At 64.4% G+C, this 19,564-nt stretch carries 19 protein-coding genes, 1 tRNA gene and 1 pseudogene; 6 read left to right on the forward strand and 15 right to left on the reverse strand.

Features of this window, described 5'->3' with window-relative positions:
• Nucleotides 1–339: 339 nt before the first annotated feature.
• The 4 genes from AC13C7_RS17905 to AC13C7_RS17920 are packed head-to-tail and all read left to right on the forward strand — an operon-like array spanning nucleotide 340 to nucleotide 3,334.
• Complete coding sequence (locus AC13C7_RS17905) at nucleotides 340–1,143, forward strand: transporter substrate-binding domain-containing protein (protein ID WP_214647411.1); 804 nt, start codon at nucleotides 340–342, stop codon at nucleotides 1,141–1,143.
• 7 nt (nucleotides 1,144–1,150) lie between these two features.
• On the forward strand, nucleotides 1,151–1,948 hold the full coding sequence (locus tag AC13C7_RS17910; RefSeq protein ID WP_172318024.1) for an amino acid ABC transporter permease: 798 nt from the start codon (nucleotides 1,151–1,153) through the stop codon (nucleotides 1,946–1,948).
• Nucleotides 1,935–2,576, forward strand: a complete 642-nt coding sequence (locus AC13C7_RS17915) for a glutathione S-transferase family protein (protein WP_482868275.1) — start codon at nucleotides 1,935–1,937, stop codon at nucleotides 2,574–2,576. Before AC13C7_RS17910 ends, AC13C7_RS17915 begins: the two co-directional genes overlap by 14 nt.
• Entirely contained in the window at nucleotides 2,573–3,334 is a 762-nt protein-coding gene (locus AC13C7_RS17920) for a creatininase family protein (protein ID WP_482868276.1), read from the forward strand. Before AC13C7_RS17915 ends, AC13C7_RS17920 begins: the two co-directional genes overlap by 4 nt.
• A gap of 25 nt (nucleotides 3,335–3,359) precedes the next feature.
• Here the strand turns inward: AC13C7_RS17920 and AC13C7_RS17925 are convergent.
• Nucleotides 3,360–3,512 (reverse strand): annotated as a pseudogene (locus tag AC13C7_RS17925) (aldehyde dehydrogenase (NADP(+))); the annotation flags it as partial.
• Between AC13C7_RS17925 and AC13C7_RS17930 the strand changes: the two are divergent.
• Nucleotides 3,492–3,779 carry a hypothetical protein gene (locus AC13C7_RS17930; RefSeq protein WP_482868277.1) on the forward strand — a complete coding sequence of 96 codons (288 nt, stop codon included), beginning with the start codon at nucleotides 3,492–3,494 and terminating at the stop codon, nucleotides 3,777–3,779. The pseudogene AC13C7_RS17925 and the gene AC13C7_RS17930 sit on opposite strands and share 21 nt — an antisense overlap.
• Before the next feature lie 57 nt (nucleotides 3,780–3,836).
• Here the strand turns inward: AC13C7_RS17930 and AC13C7_RS17935 are convergent, their stop codons facing one another.
• The gene (locus tag AC13C7_RS17935) at nucleotides 3,837–5,012 is read right to left on the reverse strand and encodes a cytochrome P450 (protein ID WP_446121099.1); all 1,176 of its coding nucleotides are present in this window, start codon (nucleotides 5,010–5,012) and stop codon (nucleotides 3,837–3,839) included.
• Nucleotides 5,013–5,127: 115 nt separating this feature from the next.
• Between AC13C7_RS17935 and AC13C7_RS17940 the strand changes: the two genes are divergently transcribed.
• Nucleotides 5,128–6,039 (forward strand): LysR family transcriptional regulator, encoded by a 912-nt coding sequence (locus AC13C7_RS17940; protein ID WP_446121097.1) that lies wholly within the window; start codon nucleotides 5,128–5,130, stop codon nucleotides 6,037–6,039.
• Between the two features lie 18 nt (nucleotides 6,040–6,057).
• On the opposite strand, the gene AC13C7_RS17945 is transcribed toward AC13C7_RS17940, so the two are convergent.
• The 13 genes from AC13C7_RS17945 to AC13C7_RS18005 form a co-directional block, all read right to left on the reverse strand.
• Nucleotides 6,058–7,410, reverse strand: a complete 1,353-nt coding sequence (locus AC13C7_RS17945; protein ID WP_446121095.1) for a TRAP transporter large permease — start codon at nucleotides 7,408–7,410, stop codon at nucleotides 6,058–6,060.
• A 6-nt stretch (nucleotides 7,411–7,416) separates the two neighbouring features.
• The gene (locus AC13C7_RS17950; protein ID WP_172318008.1) at nucleotides 7,417–7,935 is read right to left on the reverse strand and encodes a TRAP transporter small permease; all 519 of its coding nucleotides are present in this window, start codon (nucleotides 7,933–7,935) and stop codon (nucleotides 7,417–7,419) included.
• Entirely contained in the window at nucleotides 7,935–8,969 is a 1,035-nt protein-coding gene (locus AC13C7_RS17955) for a TRAP transporter substrate-binding protein (protein WP_446121091.1), read from the reverse strand. The genes AC13C7_RS17950 and AC13C7_RS17955 overlap by 1 nt, the downstream gene beginning before the upstream one ends.
• Before the next feature lie 79 nt (nucleotides 8,970–9,048).
• Nucleotides 9,049–9,990 (reverse strand): ketopantoate reductase family protein, encoded by a 942-nt coding sequence (locus tag AC13C7_RS17960; protein WP_482868278.1) that lies wholly within the window; start codon nucleotides 9,988–9,990, stop codon nucleotides 9,049–9,051.
• Nucleotides 9,987–10,409 carry an acyl-CoA thioesterase gene (locus tag AC13C7_RS17965; protein WP_482868279.1) on the reverse strand — a complete coding sequence of 141 codons (423 nt, stop codon included), beginning with the start codon at nucleotides 10,407–10,409 and terminating at the stop codon, nucleotides 9,987–9,989. Before AC13C7_RS17965 ends, AC13C7_RS17960 begins: the two co-directional genes overlap by 4 nt.
• 2 nt (nucleotides 10,410–10,411) lie before the next feature.
• Nucleotides 10,412–11,887, reverse strand: coding sequence for an indolepyruvate oxidoreductase subunit beta family protein (locus tag AC13C7_RS17970; RefSeq protein WP_482868280.1), 1,476 nt, complete (start codon nucleotides 11,885–11,887; stop codon nucleotides 10,412–10,414).
• Nucleotides 11,884–14,034, reverse strand: a complete 2,151-nt coding sequence (locus tag AC13C7_RS17975; RefSeq protein WP_172317998.1) for a thiamine pyrophosphate-dependent enzyme — start codon at nucleotides 14,032–14,034, stop codon at nucleotides 11,884–11,886. Before AC13C7_RS17975 ends, AC13C7_RS17970 begins: the two co-directional genes overlap by 4 nt.
• Before the next feature lie 16 nt (nucleotides 14,035–14,050).
• The gene (locus AC13C7_RS17980) at nucleotides 14,051–14,446 is read right to left on the reverse strand and encodes a hypothetical protein (protein WP_482868281.1); all 396 of its coding nucleotides are present in this window, start codon (nucleotides 14,444–14,446) and stop codon (nucleotides 14,051–14,053) included.
• Nucleotides 14,447–14,809: 363 nt separating this feature from the next.
• Nucleotides 14,810–14,884 (reverse strand) — tRNA-Gln (locus tag AC13C7_RS17985).
• Nucleotides 14,885–14,959: 75 nt separating this feature from the next.
• Complete coding sequence (locus AC13C7_RS17990; RefSeq protein ID WP_446119923.1) at nucleotides 14,960–16,258, reverse strand: mechanosensitive ion channel domain-containing protein; 1,299 nt, start codon at nucleotides 16,256–16,258, stop codon at nucleotides 14,960–14,962.
• Between the two features lie 78 nt (nucleotides 16,259–16,336).
• On the reverse strand, nucleotides 16,337–17,170 hold the full coding sequence (kdsA, locus tag AC13C7_RS17995; RefSeq protein ID WP_482868447.1) for a 3-deoxy-8-phosphooctulonate synthase: 834 nt from the start codon (nucleotides 17,168–17,170) through the stop codon (nucleotides 16,337–16,339).
• 4 nt (nucleotides 17,171–17,174) lie between these two features.
• Nucleotides 17,175–18,800, reverse strand: a complete 1,626-nt coding sequence (locus AC13C7_RS18000; RefSeq protein WP_482868282.1) for a KpsE/RkpR family capsule polysaccharide export protein — start codon at nucleotides 18,798–18,800, stop codon at nucleotides 17,175–17,177.
• Nucleotides 18,778–19,437, reverse strand: coding sequence for an ABC transporter ATP-binding protein (locus AC13C7_RS18005; protein ID WP_172317990.1), 660 nt, complete (start codon nucleotides 19,435–19,437; stop codon nucleotides 18,778–18,780). Before AC13C7_RS18005 ends, AC13C7_RS18000 begins: the two co-directional genes overlap by 23 nt.
• Nucleotides 19,438–19,564 lie beyond the last annotated feature (127 nt).

The raw sequence follows: 19,564 nt of genomic DNA on the forward strand, positions 1-19,564 counted from the left end.
GATGACATCTTTCCTATTGACCGAGAGTTGCATCTAGCGCAACATTATTCAGCGTGATGCAACAAGCTTGAGGGCATGAAGCCAATGGGACCCGCGCGAACGAGGGGCCTGGGATCAGGTGTGCAGCCGCCGTGCTGCGGCACCCCTTCCGGTGCGGAGGGGTCCGTGGGCATCAGCGCGTTTGCCGATGCCCCGGACCGGACCACACCGGCGCGGTGCCCGCGATCACGACACAGAAGGGTCTTTTCACGCCGCATGGGCCGGAGAGACCGGAAAAGACCGGTCGGCGCACCCCGGGCGGGCCATGGCAAACACACTCGAAAAACAGGGAAATAGATCATGAACAGAAGAGACATTTTCGTCGCCGCAGCACTGGGAACCGGAGGCATGGTTCTGGCCAGCGGAACCCCGGCCGAGGCGCAGGTTTCCGATTCGCGCCTGGCGCGGATCCTGGACCGTGGCACCATCCGCATCGGCACCACGGGGGATTTTAACCCGATGTCGTTCCGCGATCCGGGGTCCAACACCCGCGTCGGCTATGACATCGAGGCGATGACCCAGCTTGCCGCCGACCTAGGCGTCGAGATCGAATGGGTCGTCGCCGAATGGGCCACGATCACGGCGGGCATCGCGGCGGATCGCTACGACATCTTCTCGGGCGCCTCGGTGAACATGTCGCGCGCCCGCGTCGCGGCCTTCACCACGCCCTATACCGAGGCGGGCACCGTTCCGCTGTCCATGGCGGGCAGCGCCGATCAATACGGCACCTGGGAGGCCATCAACCAGCCCGGCGTGCGGGTCGCGGTCTCGATGGGGACGGTGTTCGAGGAACAGGCCCGCGCCCATTTCCCCCTGGCCGATATCCAGGCGGTGCAGACGCCCGCGACCGGTTTCCAGGAGGTGCTTTCGGGGCGCGCTGATGTCACCATCACCTCGAATGTGGAGGGCGGCACGCTGGTCACGCGGTTCCCCGAGCTGCGCATTCTGGTGCCCGGATCCGAGATGCGCAACCGCAGGCCCTTTGCCTATGTCGTGGCGCAGGATGACCAGGTCTGGCTGAACTTCATGAACACCTGGGTCACTCTGAAGCGGACGGAAGGCTTCTTTGCCGAGCTTGACCAAAGATGGTTGGGCCAGAGCTGAGCCTGGCATGAGCAAAGCTTCACGCGAAGCCGCGGGGCGCTGGCGGTTGCCGGCGCTCCTTGCCGGGGTGCTGACCTTGCTCGCGGGGTGTTCGGTCGGATCGGGCGGGGGATACACCTTTGCCTGGTATATCCTGTCGCCTTCGGATTCGCGCGGGCAGGCCAACCTGTCCTTTCTGCTGAAAGGGTTCTGGGCGACGATCTCGATCTCGACGCTGGCCATGCTGATCTCGCTGATCATCGGGCTTCTGGTGGCGCTGATGGGCATCTCGAAACGGCGATGGGTCAAGCGGGCCAGCCGGGTCTATGTCGAGTTCTTCCGCTCGATCCCTCTTCTGGTAATGATCCTCTGGGTCTATTACGGGCTTCCGGCGTTGACCGGATTGCAGCTTGGCGTCTTCATGACCGGCCTTGTGTGCCTGGCGATTTCGGACAGCGCCTTCACCTCGGAGATTTTCCGCTCGGGGTTGCAGTCGATCAAGGTGGGCCAGGGCGAGGCCGCCCGCAGCCTGGGGCTGAAGCCCTGGACGACGATGCGCCTGGTGATCCTGCCGCAGGTCGTTCGCGCGGTGCTGCCCGCGCTTGGCAACCAGTATGTCTATGTCCTCAAGATGTCCTCGCTGGTCTCGGTGATCGGGTTCCAGGAACTGACGCGTCGCGCGAACGAGCTGACGCTGACCGAGTTTCGCCCGCTGGAGATCTACACCTTCCTGGTGATGGAATACCTGGTGCTGATCCTGCTGGTCTCCTGGGGCGTGCGGGTCATGGAACGCCGGATGGGGTTGGGCGTGCATGGCCGCGACTGACCGGGTTCTCTACGGCACGGCCCTCAGCGTCTATTGCTGCAAGCTGCGGCTGGCGCTGGCCCTGAAGGGGCTGGCGCTGCCCGAGACGCCGCCGCCGGATGGCTATACCAGCGCGGCCTATCGCAGGTTCGTTCCGCAAGGCACGGTTCCGGCCCTGATCGAGGGCGATTTCGTGCTGACCGAATCCGACGCCATCATCGAATACCTCGATGAGATCGGCGCCGGACGGCCGTTAATGCCGCAAGGCGCGCGGATGCGGGCGCGGGCGCGCGCGCTGTCGCGCCAGATCGACACGCGGCTTGAACCGGCGGCGCGGGCGCTGTTCCCTTTCGTGGGCGCGCGGCTGCCGGTGCCGGAGGCGGCCAGGCAGGCGCTGACCCGCCCGCTGGACATGGTGGCGCGGGGGGCAGACGGTGGTCGGTATCTTTCCGGCACTGCGACACCGGGCCTGCCCGATTGCGGCTACTGGGCCGTTCGCGCGGTGCTGGAGGCGCTGGAGGGCGCGCTCGGCCTCGGGCTGGACTTGCCGGAGACGGGGCCGCCGCCCACGCCCAAGAGTGCCGAGGTGCTGGAGACCTACCGCCGGACCCTGGCCGGGTGGGTGACGCAGAAGATGGAGGGTGCATGATCCTGCAACAGATGAGTTGGGAAGAGGTCGAGACCTACCTGGCCACGCGCGACGACGCGGTGCTGCCGGTGGGTTCGACCGAACAGCACGGGCCCATCGGTCTGATCGGCACGGATGCCCTATGCGCAACCGCCGTGGCCGAGGGCGCGAGCGCGCGGGCGGGCGCGATCATGCTGCCGCCGGTGCCCTACACGCCCGCCCCCTTCAACATGGGGTTCCCCGGCACGATCTCGGTCTCGGAGGCGAGTTTCACGGCCCTCGTCTCCGATATCATCGCGGCGCTGGCCACCCACGGCTTTCGCCGCCTCTACGTGGTCAATGCCCATGGGGCCAATCTTGCGCCGCTGAAGGCGCTGGCGGGGGAGGCGCCCCTGTTGATGCGCATCCGGTCCTGGTGGGATTACGAGGCCACCAACGCGCGGCGGCAATCGCTCTACGGCGAGTGGGAGGGGATGCACGCGACCCCGTCGGAGATCGCCATCACCATGGCCCGCCACCGCCGGATCGAGCGCGCCCACATGCCCGCCCCGGAGCCGCTGGACTCGGCGTTCCGCGCCGCCCATGCGGGCGACCGCCACGGCCCGCCGGACGAGCACCGGGCGCAATTTCCCTGTGGCCGTGTCGGATCATGGTCGGAACTTGCCCGCCCCGACCATGGCGAGACGCTGCTTGACCTGGCGATCGGCGAGGCGGCGCAGGATATGCTGGATTTTGCCGGGATCGGCGCCGAAACCCAGGACCAGAACCCGGCAACATGATGCGCGCCGGGTGGCCGTGAGGTGGTCAGCCCCCCAGGTCTTCAGGCAAGATCGCCTCGGGCAGGTTCTGGTAGCAGACCGGGCGCAGCCAGCGGCGGATCGAGAGGGTGGCGACCGACGTGGCCCCGAAATTGGTCGAGGCCGGGTAGGGGCCGCCATGGACCATCGCGTCGCAGAGATATGTCGCCCCTCAGGGGCGTTGGAATACTGCGTCGTCGCCGCAGAGTTGGCCCGCGGCTGGGTGCCCGTGGCCAGCCTGATCGCCCGGGGCAACGCGCTGATCGGCTCGCTGAAATCGCTGCCCGATGACAAGAAGGACGCCTCCTTGCCGCGCATGGCCGCGGGCGAATACCTCGGCGCCTTCGCCCTGTCCCAGCCCCACGTCGGTTCAAAGGCCAAATCCAGCTGGCAGGTTGCCTTCCGGTTCGGTCCGAAACGCCAGTGAGACCGCATCAGCCGAGGCGCGTGTTCAAAGAAGTGCGGGCCCGTTCGGCGCTGCCCGTCAGCTCAGCCGCACAGGAAGACGCAAGGGGCCCCGAAAGCCGAACCCGAACCAGTTGGGGTCCTCATCGGGCACCAGTGACATGTTCGGGAAGCGCTCGAAGATCATGGGCAACATGATCTTGCCGACCATCATCCGCGAGATATGCGTCCCCATGCAGTGATGCGGCCCGGCACCGAAGCTCTGATGCGGTTTGCGGTCGCGGAAGACGTTGAAGAGGTGCCCGTCCTCGAACACATCCTCATCGTGATTGGCCGAGGCCTGGACCGTCATCACCACGCGGCCCTCGGGGATGTCGATGCCGCGGATCTGCGCATCGCGCGTGGCCCGGCGCGAGGACACCTGGATCGGGGCGACCCACCGCACGCCCTCTTCGAAGGCATCGCTCCATTTTTCGTTTTCCTTGACCCAGTTCAGCTGCTCGGGGTCCGACAACAGCCCGTAGAGGATGGTCAGCAGCGCGTCGCGCGGCTCGTTGATGCCGCCGCCGATGGCGATCTTGACGTTCGCCACCATCTGACTCCACTCGATCGGATCCTCGGCATTCAGCATGATCGACAAGGCGGATTGGTCAGGCTCGGCGATCAGGGCGTCGCGTTTGTCCTCCATCAGCTTGTTCATCTGGACATGCGCGAGGTCGACACGTTTGAACGGGGCATCCTCCCATCCGAAATTCCCGGCCCCGTCGATCAGGGCCTGCGACCATTCCTGCATGTCGTCGTCGCCGGCCTCGGGAATGCCCAGGATCACCGACAGGATGTTCGCCGCAACCGGCCCCGCCAAAGCCGGGAACAGATCGACTATCTCGTCTTTCGGCAGCCGGTCGAGATATTCCGAGGCGATTTTCTCATAGGCCGGCACCCAATGGGTCTTGATATTCTTCGCCGAGAAGGTCGGCATCATCGCGTTGCGTTCGCGCAGATGCGCCGCCCCGTCCTTGCGCATCAGGGTATGGGCCTGGAAGGCGCGCTCCATCGGAGTGTTCGGGTCGTTCGAGCTCCAGGTTTCGGGGTCATCCTTCACTGCGCGCGTATCGGTTGCCTTGGTCAGCAGGATCCGTCCTACCGCAGACACGTCCAGAACCGGCGTCTCCGCGCGCAGGCGCTGATAGATCGGGTAAGGCGCACGCGTGAGTTCCGCGATGGTGACGTCGTTATCGACCGGGGCCAGGGGCATTGGATCCATCCTCAATTTCGCAGCTTTCCTCAGGATTACATACTGGCGATACATCTGACAAACTGATCCGATAGATGATACGTATCTGGGAAACAGATTTTAAGGAGGCACCCCCATGGCAAAGACCGACACCGGACGGGTGGATTTCGCGGCGCTGAACATCTTGCGGCTGGTTCATGACCTGCGGTCCTTTTCCGAGGCGGCGGCGCAGTTGGGGATCAATCAGTCGGTTGTCAGCTATACGATCAAAAAGTTGCGCCGGGCCTTCGATGACCCCCTTTTCTACCGTCAGGGCGGCAGCGTCGTTGCCACCGAGCGCTGCGCTACACTGCACGAGTTCGCAACGCGGGCGCTGGCCGAAATAGGCGAGATCGCCGAGCCGGCGGAGTTCGATCCGGAACGGACCTCGGCCAAGGTCACCATTGCGTGCAACTTCTACGAACGGCAGATCATCCTGCCGCCTCTCATCCGCGCCCTGCGCCGCGCCGCGCCGCGCATGCGGATTGAGACCATTCCGTCGATCTCGCAAGGCCATCTGCAACTCAAGCGCTCCGAGGCCGATCTGCTGATCGGGCCGCTCAAGCCCGACACGCCGGAATTCTTCTGTCGCAACCTGTTGACGGAACATTACGTCTGCGTGATGGATCCTGAGAACCCGCTGGCCGCTGCGCCGCTGACGCTGGACAGCTACATCGCCGCCAATCATGCCGTTGTGCTTTATGCGGGGGGCTGGAGGTCGGGGTATCTCAAGGCGCTGGACGACCTCGGGCTCAGCCTCAACCAGATCCTCAACGTGCCGAGTCCGGCGGGGATCGGCGGTGTTCTGAAGGGAACCGACCTGATGACCACCCTGCCGATGCGCGTGGCCCGGGCGGAATGTGGCGGGCTGTGCATCCGTGACTGCCCCTGCCCGTCTCCGTTCGAGATCGACCTGGTCTGGACCACACGCACCCATCGCTCGACGATGCATATCTGGCTGCGCGACCTCATCGCGCGGGAAGTGAAAGCCCATATCCCGCCCCTTTGATATGGGGCGGGGGCCGCGTCACATCACGCTTGGCAGCCACAAGGTCAGTACCGGGAACATGATCAGCACCACGACGCGGACAAGCTCGGCGCCGAAGAACGGCAACACGCCCTTGAACGTGTCCATCATTGGCGTGTCGCGCGCCAACGCCGAGATGACGAAGACATTCATCCCCACAGGCGGCGTGATCAGCCCCAGTTCCACGACGATGAGCGCGAGTATCCCGAACCAGACCTTCAGATCCTCCGTGCTCATCCCGAAACCGGTGTCTGGGCCGAAAGCGTAGAGCCCGCCATTGAGTTCGACCAGCACCGGCCAGAAAAACGGGATGACCAGAAGGATCATCGACAGAGAGTCCATCAGGCAGCCCAGAAGGATCAGCGCGACCAGCAGCAAGATCAGGACCGTCATCGGCTCCAACCCAGAGGTCGAGATCCATTCGGCGGTGGCCTGCGGCATCCGGATGCGCGACATGAAGATCTTCATCAGTTCGGCCCCGAGCAAGATCAGGTAGATCATGCCTGTGGTGCCGGCGGTTTCCTTGAGGCTGCCGATGGTGCCTTCCCAGGTCAGGCTGCGCATGGCCAGCCCGTAGATTGCCACCAGGAACACGCCGATGGCCGCACCCGGGGTCGGATTGTAGAAGCCCAGATAGATACCGCCAAGCACGATGCCGAAGATCAGGAAGACCGGCAGCAAACCGATGGTCGCGGCGATGAACTCGGCCCGGTCGGCGGCACCGCCCTTGGGGCCCGCCTCGGGCTTGATCATCACGTAGATCAGGATGGTCAGCATGAAGAACAGCACGGCGAGGAAACCGGGGATCATCGCCGCCATGAACATGGTCACGATGTTGGCCTCGACGATCACCGCGTAGATGATCAGCACGACCGAGGGCGGAATGAGAATGCCAAGCACGCCGCCCGCCGCCAGCGAGCCCGTCGCAAGCGCACCGGAGTAGTTGAAGCGCTTGAGTTCCGGCAGCGCGATGCGCCCCATGGTCGAAGCGGTGGCCAGCGAAGATCCCGACACCGCGCCGAACCCCGCGCAGCCCGCGATGGCCGCCATCGCGGTGCCGCCCGGCGCCCATCCCAGCCAGGCGTTGGCCCCGCGAAACAGGGCCTTGGACAAGCCCGAGCGGCTGGCAATCGCGCCCATTAGCACGAACATCGGCACCACAGACAGCCCGTAATTCGAGAACGAGCCAAAGGCCAGCGTTTTGAGCTGGTTCAGGACCGTAAAGGGGCCGTTCATGATGACGGTGCCGACGCCGCCAACCAGGATCATGGAATAGGCAATCGGCATCCTGAGCGCGATCAGCAGAATCAGGATGGCAAGGCTGATCAGCCCCAGGGTAATTGGATCAAGCATGATGGATCAGGTTCCGCCCCGGACGGTCTTGCCGAGGTTGTCCAAGAGGGTGATGAGGGAGGCCACGGCCAGTAGGACCAGCGAAAACAGGCAGGGCAGATAGGCCCACCAGATCGGTATCTGCAAGATCGCGGTGGTGTAGTTGTACTGACGCTGGCTGAGCATGCCGCCATACATGGAATAGAGCAGCAAGAGGCCGAAAAGCAGTGCGACGATCGAGGCCGCAAGCGCGAATACCGAGACCCAGAACTGCGAGGCGCGCGCCGTAAAGATGTCGGCGGTAACGTTGCCTCCGGTTATCTGGCAATAGGGCAGGAAGGCGAAGGCCGCGATGGCGATGCCCATCTGGGTCAGCTCGAAATCACCCGCGAACGGAATCCCGAGGATGGAAGCGACGACCGCCCAGACGTTCATCAGGACAACCGCCACCACCATGACTCCGCCCATGAGCGACCAGAAATTGATGAGCCGCTCCGCCGCACCGGTCCAGCCGGTGCGGCGCGTATCAAGGACGGGAGCCTCCATCACATGTCCGAAGCGTTCGCCGCGATCGCCTCACGTGCGGCTTCTACAAGGGCTTCGCCGTCGATGCCCATGCCGGATACTTCCTCGATCCAGCGATCGACCACCGGCTCCAGCGCCACACGGAAGGCCTCGGTCTCATCCTCGCTGAGGACGACGTGGGTATTGCCCGCCTCGACCGCCATGTTGATCCCGAAATTGTCCGAGTTGCGCCAGATCTCACCGACCTGCCCCCACCATTCGCGGTTGGACGCTTCGCGGAAAATGGCCTGGATGTCCTCGGGCAATCCGTTCCAGCGATCGGCGTTCATCGACACCTGGAAGGTGGTGGTACCGAAACGGGCCATGTCGTAGCCTTCGATCTGGAACTCGGTCTGCTCCTGGATCCGCAGCGGCGGGATGATCTCCCACGGGATGAAGGCCCCATCGACGACACCGGTTTGCAGCGCCTGCGGCAGGTCCGGCACCGGCATCGCCACCGGGGTCGCGCCGAGCGCCTCGATGATCCACGATCCGGTGCGGGTCGGGATACGCATCCGCAGGCCCTCGAAATCGGCCGGGCTGCGGGTTTCTGTTTCGACCATGTGAATGCCCTGGCCCGCGTGGACATGCAGGAACATGACCTCGACGCCCTGGTATTCCTCGGCCAGGTACTCCTCGAACATGTCGTACATCGCAAGGTTTGCCGCGACCGGATCGTTCACGTAGACGAAGGGCAGTTCGAACACCTCGGTGCGCGGGAACAGACCCGGCGTGTAGCCGTTGACCGTCCAGATCAGATCGACCACGCCGTCACGGACCTGGCTGATCAGTTCGGGCGGGGCACCGCCGAGGGTCATGGCCGGAAAGATCTCGATCTCGACGCGACCTTCGGACATTTCCTCGATCCGCTCGGCCCAAGGCACCAGCATCTGGGTATGGGCAGGGGCCTGTGCGCTCAGCAGATGGTGCAGGCGGAATGTGTATTCCTGGGCCGAGGCGGCCGTTGCCAGCGACAGCGCGCCGGCAAGGGTGCCTGTCAGTGCAAGATAGTTCATGTGGGTCTCCTCCCCTTTTTGGTTCGTCGGTTACAGTCATCGAAGACGCGCCCCCCTCTCATGGCAAGCCTTTTCTGCGTCATGCCTTGGATTGGTGATGCGTCATCCAGTCTTTCGCGTCCTCGAACAGGCGCACGAGACGCGCAATCGTGTTGTTGGCCGGTGTGGCGATGCCAAGCCGCGCCGCCGTCTCGGAAACGGCCCCGTTCAGCGCGTCTATCTCGGTGCGGCGTCCGGCCTTGCGGTCCTGGAGCATCGAGGCCTCGTGAAACAGGTGTTGCGCGAAAGCGTGACGCATCAGCGCCCTGACCTTGTCCGGGTCGGCCGCGACACCGCTGGCCCGCGCCACCGAGACGGCTTCGTCGGCAACCTCGAAGGCCAGGGTTCGGCCCGCCTCGGAGGCACCGATGGCCCCTGGCGTCGCGTTCGAGAGGGCGCAGAGCCCGTTCATGGCGCAGTTGAAGGCGGCCTTTTCCCAGATCGCGGCCTGAATATCGGGGTCGATCGCCGCGTCGATGCCACCGGCCCGCATGGCTGCGGCGATGTCGTCCAGCAGCTGGCGGTGCTGGCCATCGGCAGCATGGAATTGCGTGGTCGCTGGCCCGTACGACGCGACCTTGCCGGGGGCGATGAATTCTGCGGGCGTCATCGTCATACCGATGAGTATCCGCTCCATCGGCAGATGTCGGGCTATCCGCTCCACGTTGCCAATGCCGTTTTGCAGGCTAAGCACCGGGGTACTGTTCAGATGCCGCCGGATCGTTTGCAGCGCCGCATCGGTGTGGAAGATCTTGGTGAAGAGCAGGATCAGATCGGCAGGGTCCTCGAACACCTCGGGCCGCATGATCGGGATGTCCAGCACCTGGGTGCCTTCATCCAGCGCCACGCTGAGGCCGGTTTCGCGCACAGCCGCGATATGGGCCTCGTTCACATCGAGCAGCGTGACCTCGGCTCCGCCCAAGTGCAACCGTGCGCCAAAGACGGACCCCATGGCCCCGGCTCCCAGAACCACGAACCTCATGTGTCGTCCCCGGTGAACAGCGCCCGGATATCCTCGGGCACCGGCACGGATTTCAGCCCCGCGCCATCCGCCGATTTCGCCACCAGAACCCGTTTTTCGAAGCCTTCGACGGCCAGCACGTCGCCCCGCATCAGTCTGTGTTCGACCTCGAAGCTCGACCGGCCAAAGGCGGCGATCCGGGTTTCGATCACAACCTCGTCGCCATAGCGCGACGGGACAAGGAACCGCGCCCGGGTATCGACCATCGGGAAGCCGACGACATTGTAATCGGTCACCAGTTTCGGCTTCGGCAATCCCGCCGACCTGAAATGCGCGGCGGTCGAGGCATCGAACCAGCGGAAATAGTTGGGGTAGAAAACGATATCAGCGGGGTCGCAATCGCCCCATTCAATCAAGACAGTCCGTCGGCTGGTCAGCATGGTCAGGCGCTCCGCAGATTGGGGATGCGCGGATCGGGGGCCTCAGCCCCGGACAAGATGGCATCGAGCGCCGCGTGATCTTCGTCGGCCAGGGCCGCTGCAACGGCATGGCGCAGGGTCTGGGCGGTTTGCGCCTCTTGGCCCGCGGCGATCGCGGGCAGGACAATGCCGTGCATGATCTTCGAATAGGCCGCCTTGCCGCGCTGTTGCGTGTCGGAATAGCCTTTCAGCACGCGCGGCAGTTCCGCCAGCGCTGAGGCAAACCCGGCATCCCGGCCAAGCGCGGTCCTCATAGCTTCAAGCCATTGCGCGATGTCTTCCATCTCGGCGCGGAACCTGAACGAGCGGCGGCGCCAGCGGCCCATTCCCGCCACAAGGCGCAACAGGCGATAGCCAAAGACTCCGTTCGAGCGGATATGGACGCCCCGCCCGGTAAAGGGCAGCCCCCTGCCCCGAGCAACCCGCCGCATGACCCAGGCCCCCAGACCCACGGGCAGGATGTCGGCAACCTCCTCGGCGCGGGGTTTGAGGTATTCCGTCACCCACAGCACCTGATCGGGCGTCACCTCTGCCTCGTCGCGGATGCGCGCAAACCGTTCGGGCCGGGTCTTGAGATCCGCCACGCGAGCCACATCCTCGTAAGCCATCCACAGGGCCAGTCGGCGGGCGGCCTCGGACAGGGCATAGACAGCGCGGTGATCCGCCATATCCGTGACAGCGGCCAGCCCCGCGACATGGGTGAGGTAGTCCTGGCCATAAGCCGCATCCTGAAAATCGACGGTCCGGTCATGTCCGTGGCCCACAATGGTCTGCACCTCGGGCGGCAACCCTTCGAGATGCATCGCGGCAGGTGCAGCGGCAGTCGCGTCCGGCGCGTGCATCGGGTTTCGGACCGCCTCGGCCGCCGCACGCGCCCCATCGATCGAGGCCGGGTTGCCGCCGATGACGGAGAGCGATACCTCATCACTCCATGGCAAAACGTCGGCCCCCATCAACGCCCCAAACATGGTCGCAGAGATGAAGGTGCGGTTTGCGGTCGCCAGGGCGTCTAGATCCAGCAGATGCGCGGTCCTGGCCATGGCCTGGGCCGCCTCGCGCATTTTGTCTTCCGAATAACGGCCATCGCCCAACTTGATCTTCTCGGCAGTTGAATAGACCCGGTTGGTCGAGGCGATCAGCGTGGTCAGGTCGGGCGACACGAAACCGCCTGCCATGCAACGGGCGGCTTCCACCATTTCGCTGGCCAGCACCACATCGACACGCGCGGGCAGTGGCACGAGGCTGAACACCGCCCCCTGCCCCGGTTCCGCGATCTCGATGTAGTAGCTGGTCGATCCCGTGCGTTGCGCCACGCCGGGCACCGAAGTCGCCTGCACCTCCTTGCCAGCCGCCCGCGCGGCGGCCACGATCCAACTGGTCAGAACCCCGCCGCCTTCGCCGCCGAGCGCGGCGACCAGAATGCGCACCACATCGCTCATGCCACTGTCCCTCGGGCCAGGGTCGCGCTGAAGCGCGCCTTGGCCCTGTCCCACCAGGTCGGGTTCGATATGATCGTGGCCTTCCAGAAAGATGGGCAGAGCGTCGCCGCATGGGCGACCTCGCCACATAATCCACAACCGACACAGCCATTGGTGACATGGGCCACCGGGTCGGTCTTCAGCGGGTCCGAGGCCGGTTTGACCGTCAGGGTCGGGCACCCGGACAGGCGGATGCAGGAATGATCGCCGGTGCAGGTATCCTCATCGATCCCGAACCGGTCACGCGCCACACGCTCGCCCGCCGCCAGCGCCTTGGCGCGGATGGGTTTGATGCGGCGTTGTCTTTCGAGCTGACATTCTCCCTCGGCCACGATGACCTTGAGCCCCTTGAACGGGGACCGGAACGCCTCCAGCAACGTGTCCCGCATCTTGGCCACGCCATAGGTGTGCACTGTGCGCTGCCACTTCACACCAACGCCTTTCAGCGCATCCTCGATGGTGGTTTCGCCATGGGTCGCGCTTTTCTCGGCCGCTTTCAGCTTCAGCGCCGGATCGGGGGAGGAGATGACCTCCTGCGTGCCGGTGGCCGAGGTATAGCCGTTCTTCATGATCACCAGGACACCGTCACCACCATTGAGCAGCCGCGACGCCACCCCCGACAGCAATCCGTTATGCCAGAAACCGCCATCGCCCATGACCGCAAGCGGCGGCTTTTTCTGAAAGGACGCGACAGAGGCGTTCGAGGCGAGACTCATCCCGTAGCCAAGGATCGAGTTGCCGAAGTTGAAGGGCGCGAACGTTGCGAAGGCATGGCAGCCGATATCGGCGGAGTAATGCACCTTGCCGATCTCGCGCTCGGTCAGTTTCAAGGCCGAGAAGAAAGGCCGTTCCGGGCATCCGGTGCAGAACCCCGGCGGACGCGGCGGCACGGGGGCACCAAGCAGCCTGGCGGCCTGTTCCTTCAGGCCCTGCACCTCTGCGTCATAGTCCTGCTCCCCCAGGACATTGCCAAGCGACGGCAAATGTCGGCGCAGAAAGGCACCCACCCCCTCCAGCAGGACCGGCGCGGAATATTCGCCTGCCAATGGCATGATGTCCTTGCCCGCAAGTGTCACGTCACAGCCCGCTCGGCGCAGGATCGTGCCGATCTCGTTCTCGATGAACTCCGGCTGGCCCTCTTCCAGCACCATCACTGCGCGCTTGCCTTCCACGAAGGCGGTGATCTCGTCGGGGACCAGCGGATAGACGACATTCAGCGCCATGATCGGCAGGTCGCAATTGCCCGCCGCATCGGCAAGTCCAAGCTCCTCCAGGGCGCGCATCAACGCGTTGTAGAGACCGCCCTGGACGATCAGGCCCACATCCTTGTGCATCCGGCCCTCGAACAGCTCGTTCAAGCCGCGATCGCGAATGAAATCCCGCGCGGCCTGCATCCGTTCGCCGCTTTTCTTGCGCTCGTGCCCGAAGGTCGCGGGCGGGTGGGCAAGCTGTTCGTAGACATGCGGCGCAGGTTCGGCCAGGAGCTGCGTCATCGAGATGTCGGCCGCCACATTATCCTTGGCCTGGAAACTGCCCTGCACGTGGCAGGCGCGGATGCGCAGTTCCATCATGACCGGGGTGTTGGACGCCTCGGACAGTTCGAACGACGTCTCCACCGCATTGACGATACTGGTCAGGTTCGGGCGCGGATCCATCAGGCACAGGGTGGATTTCATCGCGAAAGCGTGCGTGCGTTCCTGGATGACAGAGGAGCCTTCGCCGAAATCCTCCCCCACCACGATCAAGGTGCCGCCCATCACACCGGGTGAGGCAAGGTTCGACAGCGCATCCGCCGCCACATTGGTGCCGACGATGGATTTCCAGGTCACAGCGCCGCGCACCGGATACATGATCGACGCGCCTAGCATGGCCGCGGCAGAGGCTTCGTTCGTGCAGGGCTCCACGTGCACGCCCAGTTCGGCCATCTGCGGCGCGGCCTGCACCATGACGTCGATCAGATGGGACACAGGCGCGCCCTGATAGCCCCCGATATAGGAGACACCGGACTGCAGAAGCGCCTTGGTAACGGCCAGGATCCCCTCACCCTCGAAGGTCTCGCCATCCCCGAGCTTCAACTTCTCGATTTCCTTGGCGAACGAGACTTCCATGGGTTGAGATCCCCTTTCAGATGGCTGGCCAGTGGCTGTCAGGACATTCGCCCCCACGAAAATCAAAGTAAACTTTAATTACTGAATAGGCTTCATTCAAAATCTCGATACAGATGACTCGCTTCGATCCGACCCTGCAGCACGTGGTCGCGACCGACAGGAGAACGGGTCGGAGACGGCCCGCCAACCGGGCTCGGCCCGACAGGCCGGTGAGGCTTTTGCGGTTCTCTTTGGTGCAGATGACGCTCGCGCTTCGGCTCGAAGAAGCGGCCTTGTTCTGGTCGCAGGTCTTGCCGGCGTCGCGGATCAAATCGCGCTGTCGAGCAAGCGGGGTTTGACCTTGCCTGGACAGGGTCGAGACGAAGCTGACATCGCCGAGGTTTGGCCAGACCGCCTCGGACTCCTCCGTCATCCGGCATGTATGAGACCACATCCGCAGGAGCAGAATGAAGCTCAGAAAATCCGGGCATCGACCACGAATTGGGAAGCACCTCAAAGGCCCATGCCTGGTTCGCGCGGATCAGGGCCGGTGAAACGTTCTCAGATATTGCCGAAACAGAGAGTGAATCGAAGCGCCGCATCCAGCAGGTCGCGCCCCCGGATCATCATCGAGGAGCCGCGGATTGTCGAGGAGACGCTGGACGATACTTCCGGCGATATCGGGCCCTGTTCGAGGCCCGGTCCCGGTCTGCGCCAGAACGCTATCCACACATCCGTTTGAAAAAACGCCACTATGTGAGGGACACTCTGCACGGTCTGGAATCAGGAGAGTGGCTGGCTGGGGTGGTAGGATTCGAACCTACGATACACGGTACCAAAAACCGATGCCTTACCGCTTGGCTACACCCCAACTGTGCAGCGCTAGTTACGCAAGCTGGGGCGGGGGATCAAGACCTTTCGGTCAAAAAATGCCCCGCGCCCGCGGCTATTCCTGCGGGGCTTCATGCGCCAGCAGATCCTTGTGCTGCGTGTCGGCGCGTTCGGCGTCGACGATGCGTTCCAGCTCTTGGGTTTCCTCGTCGCGCACGGGCAGGGCCACCGCTGGGGCGGCCTCGGGGGCGGGCGCTGGCTTGGCGGTCTCGGCGGGTTGGGTGATCAGGCGGTAGGTCGGCTCGGGCAGGGTGATCCCGGCCTCCTCCAGCCTTGCCTTGGCCAGGCGGATCGCCTCGCCACGGGCCATGAAGAGGCCGGTTTCATGCTGCTTGACCCAGGCCGCCGCGGTGATGGTGATATTGCTGTCGCCGACCTCCTCGACCCAGGTGGAGGGGCCGGGGGTGGTCAGCAGGAAGGGAAGCTCGGCCAATGCGGCCAGGATGATGTTCTGCGCCTCGGCGGGGTCGGCATTGGCGTCGATGCCGAGGGTGAAGGTGAAGCGGCGTTCGTCATTGCGGGTGAAATTCACGATCCGCGCCTTGAACACCGTCGCGTTGGGAATGCGGATGTGGTTGCCATCGGGCGACAGCAGGATCGTGGCGCGGCTGGTCAGGCGGATGACATGGCCGGTATCGCCTTCGATCTCGACCAGGTCCTTGGGGCGGAAGGGCTGGCGCATCGACAGCATGATCGAGGCGATGAAGTTTTCCACCGTGTCGCGCACCGCAAAGCCGATGGCGAGGCCGACGATCCCGGCGGCGCCCAGAATGGTGGACAGAAGGGCCGTGAGGTTGAGAAGGTCCAGCGCCAGAACCACCCCCATGACGACAAAGAAGAGCCGGGTGATCTGGCGGTAGATATCGGCGATGAAGGCATTGGGGGCCATGCGGTCCCAGGGGTTCTTGCGGCGTGCGATGAAGAAGCCGAACCACATCACCAGAAGGCCCGCCACGACAGCGATCAGCATCAGCGGCAGGAAGGAGATGAATTGCATGGTGCGCGCCCGCAGGCGTTCCACCGCAGGGGTCAGGCGTTCGACGACATCGGTGGTCTCCTCGACCTCGTTCTCGATCGCGACGACGCCTTCGACCCGCGAGACCAGCCCGTTCAGCGCGGAGGCCGTGGCCGCGTCCAGCGTGGTGCCGCGCAGGGTGACGATGCCGTTGGCGACATAGACGGTGACGTCGTCATAGCCGTCGAGCTGGCGAATGATCTCGCGGATGCGCACCGCGATGGCGGCGTCCTCCTCCAACGAGTTCTCGACCGAGATCGTGCCCTCGGGTTGGGCGGCGTCCTGCGCCAGCGCGGGCAGGGGCAGGGCAAGGAGGGCGAGCAGAAGAATGAGGCGCATGGAAAATCACCGGCAATTTGGAAATATGCCGGTGATCCTAGGGGCTTCGACCCTCGCGGAAAAGTGCGGATTGCGCCGTCAGATTCGGATCGGGTCGGCCTTGGCGAGATGGTCGAACTGCATCAGGCCCTGCACCAGCGCCTCCATCCGGTCGAGCGGGATCATGTTGGGGCCGTCCGAGGGGGCGGTGTCCGGGTCTTCGTGCGTCTCGATGAAGACCGCCCCGATGCCGAGGCTGACGGCGGCGCGCGCCATGACCGGGGCAAATTCACGCTGACCGCCCGACGATCCGCCTTGCCCGCCGGGTTGCTGCACCGAATGGGTGGCGTCCATCACCACCGGGTAGCCGGTCTGCATCATCTGCGGCAGCGCGCGCATGTCGGCCACAAGGGTGTTGTAGCCGAAAGACGTGCCGCGCTCGGTCAGCAGGATGCGGGTGTTGCCGGTGCTTTCGATCTTGGCCACCACATTGGGCATGTCCCAGGGCGCCAGGAACTGCCCCTTCTTGACGTTGATCACCGCGCCCGTCTGGCCCGCGGCCAGCAACAGGTCGGTCTGGCGGCACAGGAAGGCGGGGATTTGCAGGATGTCGGCCACTTGCGCGACCTCGGCGCATTGTGCCTCGGTATGGATATCGGTCAGGACCGGGCAGCCGAAGCTGTCCCTGACGCTTTGCAATATCTCCAGCCCTTCCGCGATGCCGGTGCCGCGCTTGCCCTTCAGGCTGGTGCGGTTGGCCTTGTCGAAGCTGGCCTTGAAGACATATTGCGCGCCCGCCCGGTCGCAGATCTCGGCCATGCGGCCGGCGATCATGTGGGCGTGGTCGCGGGTTTCCAACTGGCAGGGGCCCGCGATGAGGGTCAGGGGGCGATCGTTGCCAACAACGATCTTCCCGATCTCGACTTGTTTCATATCGTCACGCAGAAACCTGTTCACGAAGGATGGATGCCGTCATCGACACCATCAGGTAAATGCCAGAAAAGACCAGGAAGGCAAGCAGGGTGTTCTCCAGCTTGCGGGGATAGGCTGCCTCATCCGTGGCGACGGGATTGACGCTGACGGTCAGGTAGAGCGACTGGCGGCTGGCCTCGAGCCGCGACGCCTCCAGCGCCTGCAACGCCTGCGCCAGCATCAACTGCCGGGTTTGGAGGTCGGCCTGCGCCACCACCAGTTGCGCGGAGATCTGCGCCAGCGAGGCATCATCGGACTGCCCGTCGGTCATCGAGGCGCGCAATTCGGCGATCAGGGCCTCGAGCCGCTGGATATTGCGTTCCGCCACCTCGACCTGGGCCTGGTTCGGGCGCGAGACCGATTGCAGTTCAGCGAGGCGCAGGCGTTCCTGTTGCGCCTGGATCTCGAAGGTGGAGATCTGGTTGAACAGCGCGCCGACCTCGGCCTCGGAGCTGAGCACGCCGGATTGTTCCTGAAGCGCGACGACACGTTGTTGCGCCGCCATCATGTTGGCCTCGGCTTCCTCGTAGCTTTCGCGCGCGCCCGCCATCTGGTCGCCGCGCAGGCGTTGCGCCATCTGGTCGACGCGAGACTCGGCATGGCGGATCAGGGCCTGCGAGAAGCGTTCGGACAGCTCGGGATCGGCCGAGACCACCTCCATCCGGATCAGCCCCTCGGTCGGGTCGTAGCCGATGGTCAGGTTGCGCGAATAGAGATCGTAGAGGTCTTCCTCGGTGGCGTCGGGGGCCAGGCGGTTCAGCGGGTCGATATCGGGGGAGGAGAAATGGTCCCGCAGGCCCAGTTCCTCATCGACCAGCTGCATCGCCTCGCGGCTTTCAAGGAAGCTCTGCACCGCGATGGAATCCTGGACCGTGGCGAAGGTCGTGCCGCCGAAGAGGCCCGCGAGGCCGCCGGCGGGGCTGGAGGCTTCGGCCTTCTGGATCTGGAACTCGGAATTGGCGGCGTAGAAGGGTGTGGCCACGTTGTAGAAGTAATACCCGACGCCGGCGGTCGGCAGCAGGACGAAGACCAGAAGCCGGGCCGCCAGAAGGATCAGGCGCTTGCGGCGGCGGGCGGCGATGTCGCGCTGCATCCGCAGGATCTCCTGCGCGCGCGTCGCCTCGTCTATCGTGGGGGGCGGTCCGGCGGGGGCCGTGGCGGGCACCTGCGAGGAGGGGTGGCGTACCGTGGCGGGCAGGCGCGCCTGCGCGCTTTTCTGACCCTCATTGACCACCAGTTCCAGCATGTTGGAGCGTTCGAACGGGTCGATGCCCTGACGCCGCAACAGGCGCACCGCATCGAAATCCGAGGCCGGTTGCAGCCCGTGTTTCTGCGCCGTGCGCCGGGCCATGCGCAATTGCCGCCCGGTCAGCCCTTCCTGGCGGATGGCGGCAAGCTCCTCCTCGATCGAGAGGGTGCGGGGCGGTTGTTGGTCCTGGGCCGCGGCCGCGCCCGGAAAGGCCCCGCCGCCGAAGCCGTCCTCGCTGTCCTGCGCGTCCCCGTCTGTGGCCCCCGCGGGGGAGGCCGCCGATCCGGGTGCCGCGCCGGTGCGCCGGATGCGGAACTTCTTACCCTTGGGTTTCATAGTCATAGAGCCTCTTTGCCTCTTCGAGCGTGTCGAACTGGTAGAACTGGCCATCCTTCAGGACGGCGGCCTTGTTGGCGAATTTCTCCAGCGTCTTTGCCTGGTGCGACACGATGATCACGGTGGATGTGGTCAGCCGGTCGGCCAGGATGCTGCCCGCCTTGCGGTTGAACTCGGCATCCGTGGTGCGCGGCATCCCCTCGTCGATCAGGTAGATGTCGAACTCCAGCGCCAGCATCAGCGAGAACTGGAACCGCGCCTTCATGCCGGAACTGTAGGTGCCGAGGGGGCGGTCGAAATATTCCTCAAGGTCACAGAGCCAGCGGCAGAACGCCTCGATATAGTCGGGGTCCAGCCCGTAGAGCTGCGCGATATAGCGGGCGTTTTCGGTGGCCGACAGTTTGCTGATCACGCCGCCCATGAAGCCGAGCGGGAAGGAGATGCGGCAGTTGCGCACGATCTCGCCCTCATCGGGCTTTTCGAGCCCCGCCATCATGTTGATCACGGTCGTCTTGCCGGTGCCGTTGGGGGCCAGGATGCCAAGCGATTGCCCGATCTCCACGCGGAACGAGGCGCGATCAAGGATCACCTTGCGCTGCGTGCCCGTCCAGAAGGACTTGGAGACGTTCCGAAATTCGAGCATCCGTTGCCCTATGCTGCTGCCACATCCGTGCCCTGTCTTTCTTAGCGCAGAGCTTATGAACATGTGATGTATCGCATCAATTGGGCGCGATTATGTCCAGTATCGGCGCAATTTCCTAGCGCCATCG

Source organism: Alterinioella sp. B-7 (assembly GCF_056857775.1).